Raw genomic sequence first — 12504 nt, 5'->3', positions numbered from 1 at the left:
ATCCGCGGAGGACGATGGACTTCGACGAGGTCGCGGACGAGCTCTACGCCGGCGATCCGGCCGAGTTCGTCAAGGTGCGCAACCAGCGGGCGAAAGAGGCCAAAGCGGCGGGTGACGCCGCCTTGGCCGAACGTATCCGCGCGCTGCGGAAGCCCACGCTCGCGGCCACGATCCTCAACCGCCGGGCGGATTCCCCCGAACTGAAGGAACTGGCACAGCTGGGCGAAGAGCTGCGCAAGGCGCATTCGGCGCTGGCCGGAGCGGAACTGCGCAAACTCACCCGGCGGCGTCAGGAACTGGTGAACCAGGTCCTGCACGACGAACGCTCGATGAGCGAACCGGTCGCCCGCGAAGTCGAAGCGACCCTCGAAGCCGTCGTGGCCGACCCGGAAGTGGCGGCGCTGGCCTTGGCCGGACGGCTGAGCACCGGCGCGGACAGCGCGGGCGACCAGTGGCTGACGAGCGGGTTCGCCCCGCGACCGAAGCGGGAACCGGTCCCGGAGCGGGAAAAGCCCGCCACCGTGTCGCATTTGGACGATCGGCGGAAGGCGAAGCAGAAGGCCGCCGCTGACGCCGCGTCGAAGGCCGAAGAGGAGCGGACCGCGAAGGCCCGCGAAGAGGCCGAACGCGAACAGAAGCGGGTGGCGGAGTTCAACCGGCTCCGGCGCGAGGCGGCCGACCTCGCGAAAGCCTGCAAGCAAGCGGAAATCGACCTCGCTCGCGCCGAACGCCGCGCCGAGAAGAGCACGGAGAAGGCGAACGATCTCCGGCGTCGGCTCGCCGACGCCGAACTCGAGGAAGAGGCGGCGAACGGCGAGACCACCGCCGCCCAGACCACTTTGGACGATCTGCGCTCTGAAGCGAAGCGGATCGACGAGGAACTCGAACGGTTCTAGAGTGCCGTGGGCGGTGTTCCGGGCGGCTATCGGGCGACGGCGGTCACCCGCCGCCCGTACGGCGTCTTCCCACCCGGCTTGTACACCGACAGCACGGTCATCGTCAGATACATCGTCGTGGACACGATGATCGGATAGAACCCGTCCGGACGCCGTCCCATCTCGACGAACACTCCGTCCACAGTGGACTCGGTGAGCGCGGCGAGTTCCCGGAGCCCCGGCAGCAGCGAGAACAGGGTCAGCCCTACCGCGACCAGCGTCAGCACCAGTTTGATCGCGACCCATTTGTACCGGATCAGCCCCCATTTCGTGCCGACGCTGAGCACGAGCCCACTGACCAGGGCGATCAGGCTCACCGGGAGCAGCAGATAACCGCCGATCCGGTCCATCATCAGGATGGCCGCGTGCTGGAGACGAGGGTCGCCGGTGAACACGGAGGTGCAGGTCAACACCGCGTTCACCAGGGTGATCCCGAGCCAGCCGACGGACGAGACGACATGGACGACGAGGACGGGTTTCCGCCACCGCGGGGTGAGCGTCATCGGCGGTCGCCGCACTGTGGAAGTACTCATGCGGCCAGTGTTTCCGCGCGCGGAGCCCCCGTCGTCCGTCGTGGAGCGGCACCTGTCCTACGCAGCGCGGAGTACGAGTCCCCGGACGTACGCGGCCTGCCCGGCGTGCTGGAGATCGTCGGAAAGGACGCTGACCAGGCGCACCCCGAGGGTGACCGGCGGATCCCACGCCTCGTCGACGATACGGTCGAGAGCGGCTTCGTCGAGACCCGCCACCCAAGCCGTCGTCGCCTCGTGGACCTCGTCGTAGTACCCGGTCAGCAGATCGGCGGAGTCGACCCGGACCGCCTCGACGTCCTCGGGGCGATGTCCGTACCCGATGTCGGCCGCCGGGAACGGCAGCCCGAACCGGTCCAGCCAGCCCCGCGAGGTCCAGATCTGCTCGGTGCCCATGAGATCGGCGACGTGATCGTCCTGCACCCGTGCCAGATGCCAGACCAGCCAGGCGATCGTGTTCGCCTCCGGCGCCGGGCTCGCCGCCAGCTGCTCGGCACTCAGCCCGTCGACGGCGGCGTGCACGACCTCTTGGACGCGGCCGAACCCGTCGGCCACCACTTCGGCCAGTTTCATCGAATCCCCTTCCTGCGTCTCCCGCCCACGATGCCACCGCCAGGTGCCCCCTGCCTTACCACCTTGACTTATATAAGCCCAGGCCGTGATAGTTGCCGGATGCACGCGTTCGACGTCCTCGGGGATCCGGTGCGCCGCCGGATCCTGGAACTGCTGGCGGGCGGGGAACAGAGTTCCGGCGACGTGACCACGGTGGTCCGCGCCGAGTTCGGGATCTCGCAGCCCGCGGTCTCCCAGCATCTGCGCGTCCTGCGCGAGAACGGCTTCACCACCGTCCGCGCCGAGGGCACGCGGCGGCTGTACTCGGTGGATCCCGCCCCGCTCAAGGAGATCGACGGCTGGCTGGAGCAGTACCGGCGCTTCTGGACCGGGCCGCTCGACGCGCTCGCCACGGAGATCGCGCGCGGCCGCCGCGATGTCGCCGGAAAACGTGTCGGACCCCGCCCCTAGAATCAGCCGGGTGCCAGCCCCCGACATCGGTACCTCGGAAGCCCTCGAAACGCTGAACCGCGTCTTCGGCTATGACAGCTTCCGCGGTGACCAGCAGGCCATCGTCGAACACGTCATCGCAGGCGGTGACGCGCTCGTCCTCATGCCCACCGGCGGCGGGAAATCGCTGTGCTACCAGATCCCCGCCCTCGTCCGGCCCGGCGTCGGCGTGGTCGTGTCGCCGCTGATCGCGTTGATGCAGGACCAGGTCGACGCGCTGCGCAACCTCGGCGTGCGCGCGGGTTTCCTCAACTCGACGCAGGACTACACCGAGCGCAACCGGGTCGAGGCCGCGTTCCTCTCCGGTGATCTCGATCTGCTGTACCTGGCACCGGAACGGCTGTCGGTCGAATCGACGGTGCGGCTGCTCGATCGCGGCAAGATCTCGCTGTTCGCGATCGACGAGGCGCACTGTGTCTCCCAGTGGGGCCACGACTTCCGGCCCGACTACCTGATGCTGTCCGCGGTGCACGAACGCTGGCCGGACGTGCCGAGGATCGCGCTCACCGCCACCGCCACGAAGACGACGCACGCCGAGATCGCGTCCCGGCTCAACCTCGAGGACGCACGGCATTTCGTCGCGAGTTTCGACCGGCCGAACATCCAGTATCGGATCGTCGGCAAGAACTCACCGCAGCGCCAGCTGCTGGAACTGCTGCGCACCGAGCACAAGGGTGACGCGGGGATCGTCTACTGCCTGTCCCGGAACTCGGTGGAGAAGACCGCGGACTTCCTGGTGGAGAACGGGATTCCGGCGGTGCCCTATCACGCGGGGCTGGACGCGCGGACGAGGGCGAAGCATCAGTCGCGGTTCCTGCGCGAGGACGGGCTGATCGTCGTCGCGACGATCGCGTTCGGGATGGGCATCGACAAACCGGACGTGCGGTTCGTCGCGCATTTGGACCTGCCGAAGTCGATCGAGGGCTACTACCAGGAGACAGGCCGCGCGGGCCGGGACGGGCTGCCGTCGACGGCTTGGCTGGCGTACGGCCTCCAGGACGTCGTTCAGCAGCGCAAGATGATCGACATGTCGGAGGGGGCCGAGGCGTACAAGCGGCAGCTGAGCGCCCACCTCAACGCGATGCTGGCCTTGTGCGAGACGGTCGAATGCCGTCGAGTGCAGGTGCTGAGCTACTTCGGGCAGCGAAGCGAGCCGTGCGGCAACTGCGACACCTGCCTGGCGCCGCCGGAAACCTGGGACGGCACGATCCCGGCGCAGAAACTCCTCTCCACCATCGTCCGGTTGCAGAACGAGCGGCGGCAGAAGTTCGGTGCGGGGCAGATCATCGACATCCTGCTCGGCAAGTCGACGCCGAAGGTGACGCAGCACCGGCACGATTCACTGAAGGTCTTCGGGATCGGCACGGAACTGAAGGAACCCGAGTGGCGGGCCGTCGTCCGGCAACTGCTCGCGCAGGGACTCGCCGCCGTCGAAGGCGACTACGGCTCGCTCGTGCTCACCGAGGGCAGCGCCGAGGTCCTGAACGGGCAACGGAAGGTCCAGCTACGGCGCGAGCCGGAGCGGGCGGCCAAGGCGGCGGCCCGGTCCAGCTCGAAGAAGGCCGCGGCCGCCGACATGCCCGCCGAAGCGGCACCGGTGTTCGAACTGCTGCGTTCGTGGCGGGCCGCGGCGGCGAAGGAGCAGGGAGTGCCCGCGTATGTGATCTTTCACGACGCGACCCTGCGTCAGATCGCCACCAAACGGCCCGCCACGCTGCAGGAGCTGGGTACGGTCAGCGGCGTCGGTGAGAACAAGCTCGCGAAGTACGGCGAGCAGATCCTCGAGACGCTCTCAGCCGGGAACTAGTGCTCGTAGGGGCGACGGGGCGGCCGTCCGGTCATCCCGTCGACCTTGCGTACCGCACCGTCGATCTGGCTGTGGTACTTGCCCTTCGTCTTGTGGTCGACGAAGGTCGCGGCCTTGTTCACGACCTTGGAGACCTTCTCGGGGTTCTTCCGCACGTAGGCGCGCACGGCCCCGGCGGTGCCGGCCAGGGCGGTCAACTTCCGCAGTAGAGGCACTGTGGTCCCTTTCCTCGGGGTCGTCTGGTGTCCTGCTCAACGACCGGTGACGGTCATCGGGTTCCCCGTAGCGCGCCAAATCACTCATTTCGGATACTCCTGCTGGTCGGGCCGCCGGAAAACGGGGCGCGCGAGGGGGCCGGTAGCGCTAGGTTCGGGCTCATGCGGGATCTTTCGCTGCTGCCCAAGGCGCATCTGCACGTCCATCTCGAAAGCACTATCCGGCCGGACACGCTCCGTGACCTCGGTGACGCGAACGACGTCGCCGTCCCCGCCGAACAACCCGTGTTCGACGGATTCCGCGCGTTCGGTGACTACAACGGGCTGATCCGCTCCTGTCTGCGGCGGCCGGAGGACTTCGAACGGGTGGCGCGCGAGTTCTGCGAGGACCAGGTCGCGGACGGCGTCCGCTACGCCGAGGTCACCTTCACGGCGGCGGCACACGGCGAACGGCTCGGCGAGCCGGACATGCCGCTCGCGTCCGTCCTCAAAGGACTCTCGATCGGCGCGGCCGAACACGGGCTGACCACCCGGGTGATCCTGGACCATTCGCGCCGCCGGTCGATCGAACGCGCGCGCCGCACCCTCGACCTCGCCCGCCGGTACGCCCCGGACGGAGTGATCGCGATCGGCCTTGCGGGCGAGGAGAAGTATCCGCTCGCGCCGTTCGCGGGGATCTGTGACGAGGCCGAGGAGGCCGGACTGCATCTGATCCACCACGCCGGGGAGGACGCGGGCCCGGACAGCATCCGCGAAGCGCTCGACCTCGGGCACAGCGAACGGATCGGACACGGCATCCGGATCCTGGAAGACGTCGCCCTGGTCGCCGAGGTGCGGGAACGCGGTATCGCGCTGGAGGTCTGCCCGTCGTCGAACGTGACGCTCGGGCTCGTGCCGTCGTTCGAAGAGCATCCGCTTCCCCGGCTGGTCGACGCCGGACTCGTGGTCACCCTCAGCACCGACGTCCCGTCGGTCACCGGGACCACGCTGACCGACGAGTTCCTGCGGACCCGGGAGGCGTTCGACTACGACGACCTCGCGCTCGCGCGTCTCGCACGGGCTTCCGTCGACGCGTCCTTCGCGCCCGCCGACCTGAAGCGCTCGATCCATCAGGAGATCGACGCCTGGCTCGCCTGACGCGTGGGCTTCACAACTTCTCCACAAGCGTCACGTACCGTGGAACCGGTGACCGCTTCGTCCCCTTCGACCCTGGACCTGATGGACCAGTGGCAACCGGCGCCCAAGAAGCGCGGCCCGCGTGGCTGCGTGATGCTCGCGCTGCTGGTCGTGGGCGCCCTCGTGGCCGGTGCCGTCTGGGTGGTGGTCAGCATCAGCGACCGCGAGCCGGTGCCGGTCAAACCCGAATTCGTCGTTCCCGCGCTCAAGCCCGCGCCGCGTTCGGCGATCCCCGGTGACGCCGGACCGCTGCCCGCCGAGCCCGCGAAGGACGCCTGGATCGCAAAGGTGTCGGAGAACACGGACGTCCCTTCGCGCGTGCTGCGCGCCTATGTGAACGCGGCCGAGAAGACCGCGTCCACCACGCCTCGCTGCGGAATCACCTGGGCGACCATCGCCGGGATCGGCCGGACCGAGTCGCAGCACGCCCGGCATGACGGCTCCCGCGCCGGCGAAGACGGCGTCGTGACCCCGCCGATCATCGGCATCCCGCTCGACGGCTCGCCAGGTGTGCTGGCCGTCGTCGACACCGACAAGGGCGCCCTCGACGGCGACCCGAAGTGGGATCGCGCGGTCGGCCCGATGCAGTTCCTGCCCGCCACCTGGAAGCGGTACGGCGTCCGCGCGAGCGGTGACGGCGCCGCGCCGGACCCGCAGAACATCGACGACGCCGCGATGACGACAGCGCGCTACATGTGCGCGAAGGGCGGCGACCTCGGCAAGCCGACCGGCTGGTGGAACGCGGTGCTGACGTACAACAACTCCGCCCAGTACGGGCAGGAAGTGTTCAGCAACGCCGACGCCTACGGCAAGGCCGCGCTCAAGCCCTAGGCGGGCAAGAGCCGCGTGACCAGCTTGGTCAATTGGTGCACGTTCCGGCATTCGTGCACCTCGACGACTTCGGCATAGGAGTGCGCCTCCGAGTCCCCTGTGGACCACAACGCGGTCCGCTCGGGATTGAGCCAGTACGTATGCCTTGCCGCGGCGGCGATTCCCCTCACGGCAGCCAGATTCGGGTCGCCACCGTTGGTCCTGGCGTCACCGAGGATCAGTACGGACGTCTTGGGCCCCACCGCGTCCGAGTACCGCTCGGCGAACTCCCCCAGCGCGTGTCCGTAGTCGCTGTGACCGTCCCATCGGGTGAGTTCGGCGTCGGCGAGGATCCGCGCGCCGAGATCCTCGGGGTCGGCGGCGCCGGTGTCGACGAGATGGGTGATCTCGTCGCACGCGTCGATGAACGCGAAGACCCGCACCTTGCTGAACTGATCCCGCAGAGCCTGGACGAGCAGCATGGTGAAGTTGGCGAATCCGGCCACCGAGCCCGACATGTCGCACAGCAGCACGATTTCCGGGCGCCCGGGCCGGTGCCGCCGGTACGACGGCCGCATCGGGACGCCGCCGGTGGACAGCGAACGCCGCAGCGTCCGGCGCAGGTCGATCTGCCCGCGCGCGTGCCGTCGGCGGCGAGCGGCCAGCCGGGTGGCGAGCTTGCGCGACAACGGCTGCACGACGCGGCGGAGTTCGGCGAGTTGCGCGCGGCTGGCCAGCAGGAAGTCGACGCGGTCGGCGGCAGGCGGGACGGCGTGCCGCGAAACCCGTTCCCGGCCACGGACTTCCGCGACCCTGCGCCGCGCTTCGGTCCGCACCATGCCACGGAAGCCCTCGACCCGGCGGCGGACGTCGTCGCGGTCGAGTCTGTCGGTGAAATCGTTCAAAGCTCCCGCGCGGATCGCTTCGAGCACGCGGACCACGAGCGTCTGCGGCTGAAGCCGTTCCAGGGTCTGGTGCGCCGACCAGCCACCGGACCCCGCCGTACCGCTGCCGTACTCCCCCAGCATGTCGACGGCGAGCCCGGCCAGTTGCGTCAGTTCCGTCTGATCGTTGGCGGCGAGCGCCGAGGCGAGCCGATCCCGCAGCGCGGCCAAATCTTCGACGGGGTCCTGCGTCGGCGCGCCGACGCCGAGCGGGAAGTAGATGTCGAAGGTCGCGTCGAACACCGCGCGCTGACCGCCGCGCCGGACCAGCGCCGCGGCGAGCCCTTCCCGCATCTGCTCGCGGGAGGCCAGTCCCAGCACTTCGAGTGCCGCGGCGGCGTCGACCGTCTCACTGGGACCGGCGGGAATCCCGTGTTCCCGCAACGCTTCCACGAACTCGACGAGCCTGCCCGGCACGCCGCTCACGAGTCGAGGACCTTGCCGAGTTCCAGCCGCGCGTCCGCCTTCACGACGTCTTCCTGATGTTTGAGGATGACACCGAGGCTCGCGCGGACGACGTCCTCACCGAGGCTGTCCGCGCCGAGCGCCAGCAGCGTGCGGGCCCAGTCGATGGTTTCCGCGACCGACGGCGCCTTCCGCAGTTCCATCGCCCGCAGCGCGGTGATCACCTTGATCACCGACGCCGCGAGCGCGTCGTCGACGCCGGGCACCTTGAGGCGCACGATGCGCTGTTCCAGTGCCGCGTCGGGGAAATCGATGTGCAGGAACAGACAGCGCCGCCGCAGCGCCTCGGAAAGCTCCCGGGTCGCGTTCGACGTCAGCACCACGAACGGCTTGCGCCCGGCGGTGATCGTGCCGAGTTCCGGGACGGTGATCTGGAAGTCGCCGAGGACCTCCAGCAACAGGCCCTCGATCTCGACGTCGGCCTTGTCGGTCTCGTCGATGAGCAGGACGGTCGGCTCGTCGCCCTTGATCGCCGTCAGCAGCGGCCGCGCCAGCAGGAATTCCTCACCGAAGATGTCGTTGCGGGCTTCGTCCCACGTCTCGTCCTTGCCGGCGGTGATCCGGAGGAGCTGCTTCGCGTGGTTCCACTCGTACAGCGCGCGGGACTCGTCGACGCCTTCGTAGCATTGAAGCCGCACGAGCCGGGAGCCGCTCGCCTCCGCGACCGCCTTGGCCAGTTCGGTTTTGCCGACCCCCGCGGGGCCCTCGATCAGCAACGGCTTGCCGAGGGCGTCCGCGAGGAACACCGTGGTGGCGACGGCCGCGGAGGCCAGGTAGCCGGTGTCGGCGAGCTTCGCCGTCACGTCTTCGACGGATGTGAAGTACCCGGTCCCAGCCACGCGGCCTCCCAGCTCGATCGCCTACCCGGCCGACTCTACGTCGCGGATCCGCTTGGGCAGCAGGAACCCGACCGCGAAGGTGAGCAGCACCATCACCGCGACCACCCAGAACGTCCGCCGCGCCGCGTCCGTCGGGTCGGCGGTGCCCGCGTCGAAGAACACCGTGCCGAGCAGCGCCATCCCCAGCGCGCCACCGACCTGCTGAAGCGAGGTCAGCGCGCCGGACGCCGATCCTGCCTCCGGCGGCTCCACTCCGGACAGCGCGATCTCGAAGTACGGCCCCATGATCAGCCCGGAACCGACCCCGACCACCAGCAACGCGGGGGCGATCAGCCACGGACCGGTTCCCGGGCCGAGGAGCAGCAGCAGCGCGACCACGCCCGCGGCCATGATCAGCGCGCCGGTGTGCAGCACCTTGCGGCCGTGCTTGCGCACCACCTGCACCAGGCCCATCCCGACGATCATCCCGAGCGACATCGGCACCCCGGTCAACCCGGCCTTGAGCGGGGAGAAACCGAGCCCGAGCTGCAGGTACAACGTGAACACGAGACCGAAGCCGGAGAACGCCGCGAAGTAGATCGTCCCGGTCGCCATCCCGGCGAGGAAGCTGCGTTTGCGGAACAGGCTCGGTTCGACCAGCGGGGCACCGCCGCGACGGCTCTTGCGCTTCTCGAACCAGGCGAAGACCGCGAACACGCCGATCGCGGCCGCCATCATCGCGAACGTCCACAGCGGCCAGCCGTACTCGCGGCCCTGGACCAGCGGGAAGACGATCAGCAGCGCACCGGTCGTGGCGAGCAGCGCACCGGGGATGTCGAGGGTGAGCGAACCGCCGGAACGGGACCCCGGCAGGAACTTCAGCGCGGCGAGCACGGCGAGCGCGCCGATCGGGAGGTTGATCAGGAAGATCATCCGCCAGCCGGTGCCGAAGAGGTCGGCGTCGACCAGCCAGCCCGCGAGGATCGGGCCGCCGATCGCGGCGAGCCCCATGACGGGGCCGAACATGCCGAACGCGGACTGCAGCTCCTTGCCGGAGAACATCTCCTTCATCATGCCGAGGCCCTGCGGGACCATCGCGGCGCCGAACAGGCCCTGCACCACCCGCGCGGTGATGATCATTTCGGGGCTCACGGCGATCGCGCAGAGCAGCGAACCGGCGACGAAGCCGATCGCGCCGATGAGGAACATGCGCTTGCGGCCGAAGATGTCGCCGAGCCGTCCGCCGGTGAGCAGACCGGACACCATCGCGAGGGTGTAGGCGACGCCGAGCCACTGGATCATCGCCGTCCCGCCGCCGAGCGAGGCCCGCATGACCGGTCCGGCGATGCTCGTGACCGTCATGTCGAGCAGCTCCATGACCGAACCGGTCAGGATCACGAACAGCGCGGGCCAGCGCCAGCGATACGGCGTTGCCGCGAGGGTGTTTTCCGAGGTCACGACGCTCGGGGTGTCCACTGTCATCGTCATGGGGACAACGCTAAAGTCAATTCCGGCCACTTTCTGACCGGAATCGGAGCGAATCTGGATTCATGGCGAATACGAGTGCGCGGATGCTGCGGCTGCTGTCCCTGCTGCAGACACACCGCTTCTGGTCGGGAACCGAACTGAGCGACAAGCTCGAAGTGAGCGAGCGGACACTGAGACGCGACGTCGAACGGCTCCGTGAGCTGGGCTATCCGGTCAACGCCAGCCGCGGCGTCGCGGGCGGCTACCAGCTGAGGTCGGGCACGGTCATGCCGCCGCTGTTGCTGGACGACGAGGAGGCCGTGGCGATCGCGGTCGGCCTGCGGACGGCGGCGAGCGGCTCGGTCGAGGGCATCGAGGAGACGTCGGTCCGGGCGCTGACGAAGGTCGTCCAGGTGATGCCGCCCCGGCTGCGCAGACGCGTCGACGCGCTCCAGGCGTACACGACACCGGCGGCCGTCACGGGTCCCCGCGTCAACGCGGCCAGCCTGACGGTGATCGCGCAGGCTTGCCGGGACGACGAGCGGCTGAAGTTCGACTACGCGGCACGAGGTGGCGAGGAGTCCGCGCGGCTGGTCGAGCCGCACCGGCTCGTCTCACTCGGCCGCCGGTGGTACCTGGTGGCGTGGGACCTCGACAGGGTCGACTGGCGCACCTTCCGTGTCGACAGGCTCAGCGAGCCGCGCACCACCGGTGCCCGCTACCGGCCGCGGGAGATCCCCGGCGGCGACGCGGTGAAATTCGTCGAAGCGCAGATCAAGGCCAGGCCGACCACGCATACGTTGACGGTCCGGGTCGACGCGCCGAAAGCCGAGGTCGAAGCGGCGGTGCGGTATCTCGGCGGCGCGCTCGAAGCCATCGACGAGGAGTCCTGCCGCCTCACGATGAACGTCGACACCTTCGACTGGCCCGTGCTGATCCTCGCCGCCATCGGCGCGCCCTTCGAGGTCGAGCGGCCTTCGGCCTTCAAAGATCACTTGGGCTCGGTCGCCGCGCTCTTCTCAAGGGCGTCCGGACAGCTAGCATCGGGCTCGTGAGCACCTATGTCGCGGCCGAGGGCCGATACGAGAGCATCCCGTACCGCCGCACCGGGCGCAGCGGACTGAAGCTGCCCGCGATCTCGCTGGGCCTGTGGCACAACTTCGGGCACGACAAACCGCTGGGCACCCAGCGGGACATCGCGCGGCGGGCGTTCGATCTGGGCATCACCCATTTCGACCTCGCCAACAACTACGGGCCGCCCTACGGTTCGGCCGAGGAGAACTTCGGCAGGCTGCTGGCATCGGACTTCAAGCCGTACCGCGACGAACTGGTCATTTCGACCAAGGCAGGCTACGACATGTGGCCCGGCCCGTACGGCGAATGGGGCTCGCGCAAGTACCTGCTGTCCTCTTTGGACCAATCGCTCGGCCGGATGGGCCTGGACTACGTCGACATCTTCTACTCACACCGCTTCGACCCGGAGACCCCGCTCGAAGAGACCGTCGGCGCGCTCGACACCGCCGTCCGCTCCGGACGCGCGCTCTACGTCGGCATCTCGTCGTACTCGTCGGAGAAGACCGCCGAAGCCGCCCGGCTCCTGCGGGAACTTGGTACGCCGCTGCTGATCCACCAGCCGTCGTACTCGATGTTCAACCGGTGGCTCGAAGGCGACAAACTGCTCGACACCCTCGAAGCCGAAGGCGCGGGCTGCATCGCGTTCTCGCCGCTGGCGCAGGGCATGCTCACGAGCCGCTACCTCAACGGAATTCCGGAGAATTCCCGCGCGGCACAAGGGAAATCGCTCAACCCGGAGACGATCACCGAGAACACTCTCGGAAAGATCCGAGCGTTGAACGAGATCGCCCAGCGGCGCGGGCAGACGCTGGCGCAGCTCGCGCTCGCGTGGGGCCTGCGCGACCCGCGGATGACGTCGGTGCTGATCGGCGCGAGCAGTGTGGCGCAGCTGGAGGACAACGTCGGCGCGCTGAAGAACCTGCATTTCACCAACGAAGAACTGGCCGAGATCGACCGCTACGCCACCGAAGCCGACATCAACCTGTGGAAGCGGTCCACCGACGCGTGATGGCTATTTGAAAGGTAAGTCGACGTGGCTTGATCGGCTCACTGCCGTGAAGGCCTCCTTACCTACCCTCAAGGTAGGGAAGGAGGCCTTCACTACCTTGACGGGGGTCGTGCGCGTGGAGGCCAACATAGAAACGCACATCCGAAGGCAGGGGGGCATGACGCGCAACCCGGGGGTCTGGTGTGGACGGTG

At 68.7% G+C, this 12504-nt stretch carries 13 protein-coding genes; 7 read left to right on the top strand and 6 right to left on the bottom strand.

The genetic code is table 11. The features are described from left to right. Positions 1–14: 14 nt before the first annotated feature. The gene (locus tag ACZ5ZX_RS40295) at positions 15–896 is read left to right on the top strand and encodes a hypothetical protein (RefSeq protein ID WP_465507269.1); all 882 of its coding nucleotides are present in this window, start codon (positions 15–17) and stop codon (positions 894–896) included. Positions 897–922: 26 nt separating this feature from the next. On the opposite strand, the gene ACZ5ZX_RS40290 is transcribed toward ACZ5ZX_RS40295, so the two are convergent. Together ACZ5ZX_RS40290 and ACZ5ZX_RS40285 are read right to left on the bottom strand one after the other, a co-directional pair. Beyond that, positions 923–1468: a hypothetical protein gene (locus ACZ5ZX_RS40290; protein WP_465507268.1), complete on the bottom strand. Its 546-nt coding sequence runs from the start codon at positions 1466–1468 to the stop codon at positions 923–925. Between the two features lie 57 nt (positions 1469–1525). Then, a complete protein-coding gene (locus ACZ5ZX_RS40285; RefSeq protein WP_465507267.1) occupies positions 1526–2038 on the bottom strand; it encodes a mycothiol transferase in 513 nt (170 codons plus the stop codon). Between the two features lie 99 nt (positions 2039–2137). Here ACZ5ZX_RS40285 and ACZ5ZX_RS40280 point away from each other — a divergent pair, with 99 nt between their 5' ends. Further along, positions 2138–2488: an ArsR/SmtB family transcription factor gene (locus ACZ5ZX_RS40280; protein WP_465507266.1), complete on the top strand. Its 351-nt coding sequence runs from the start codon at positions 2138–2140 to the stop codon at positions 2486–2488. A gap of 10 nt (positions 2489–2498) precedes the next feature. Further along, on the top strand, positions 2499–4334 hold the full coding sequence (recQ, locus tag ACZ5ZX_RS40275; protein ID WP_465507265.1) for a DNA helicase RecQ: 1836 nt from the start codon (positions 2499–2501) through the stop codon (positions 4332–4334). On the opposite strand, the gene ACZ5ZX_RS40270 is transcribed toward recQ, so the two are convergent. Next, positions 4331–4549 (bottom strand): antitoxin, encoded by a 219-nt coding sequence (locus ACZ5ZX_RS40270; protein WP_016335889.1) that lies wholly within the window; start codon positions 4547–4549, stop codon positions 4331–4333. The genes recQ and ACZ5ZX_RS40270 overlap by 4 nt on opposite strands. Positions 4550–4711: 162 nt before the next feature. On the opposite strand from ACZ5ZX_RS40270, the gene add reads away from it, so the two are divergent. Next, a complete protein-coding gene (add, locus tag ACZ5ZX_RS40265) occupies positions 4712–5686 on the top strand; it encodes an adenosine deaminase (RefSeq protein WP_465507264.1) in 975 nt (324 codons plus the stop codon). Positions 5687–5734: 48 nt separating this feature from the next. Further along, the gene (locus ACZ5ZX_RS40260) at positions 5735–6556 is read left to right on the top strand and encodes a lytic transglycosylase domain-containing protein (protein ID WP_465507263.1); all 822 of its coding nucleotides are present in this window, start codon (positions 5735–5737) and stop codon (positions 6554–6556) included. Here ACZ5ZX_RS40260 and ACZ5ZX_RS40255 read toward each other — a convergent pair. Genes ACZ5ZX_RS40255 through ACZ5ZX_RS40245 form a run of 3 tightly spaced genes read right to left on the bottom strand, consistent with a single transcriptional unit; the run spans position 6553 to position 10250 of the window. Then, positions 6553–7905 (bottom strand): vWA domain-containing protein, encoded by a 1353-nt coding sequence (locus ACZ5ZX_RS40255; RefSeq protein ID WP_465507262.1) that lies wholly within the window; start codon positions 7903–7905, stop codon positions 6553–6555. The genes ACZ5ZX_RS40260 and ACZ5ZX_RS40255 overlap by 4 nt on opposite strands. Beyond that, positions 7902–8783 (bottom strand): AAA family ATPase, encoded by an 882-nt coding sequence (locus tag ACZ5ZX_RS40250; protein WP_465507261.1) that lies wholly within the window; start codon positions 8781–8783, stop codon positions 7902–7904. Before ACZ5ZX_RS40250 ends, ACZ5ZX_RS40255 begins: the two co-directional genes overlap by 4 nt. A gap of 21 nt (positions 8784–8804) precedes the next feature. Then, on the bottom strand, positions 8805–10250 hold the full coding sequence (locus tag ACZ5ZX_RS40245) for an MFS transporter (RefSeq protein ID WP_465507260.1): 1446 nt from the start codon (positions 10248–10250) through the stop codon (positions 8805–8807). A 62-nt stretch (positions 10251–10312) separates the two neighbouring features. Here ACZ5ZX_RS40245 and ACZ5ZX_RS40240 point away from each other — a divergent pair, with 62 nt between their 5' ends. Continuing rightward, a complete protein-coding gene (locus ACZ5ZX_RS40240; RefSeq protein ID WP_465507259.1) occupies positions 10313–11284 on the top strand; it encodes a helix-turn-helix transcriptional regulator in 972 nt (323 codons plus the stop codon). Continuing rightward, complete coding sequence (gene mgrA, locus ACZ5ZX_RS40235) at positions 11281–12312, top strand: L-glyceraldehyde 3-phosphate reductase (protein WP_465507258.1); 1032 nt, start codon at positions 11281–11283, stop codon at positions 12310–12312. The genes ACZ5ZX_RS40240 and mgrA overlap by 4 nt, the downstream gene beginning before the upstream one ends. Positions 12313–12504: the final 192 nt, after the last annotated feature.

Source organism: Amycolatopsis sp. NPDC033938, assembly GCF_055575975.1.
This window is presented reverse-complemented; position numbering and strand designations above follow the sequence as displayed.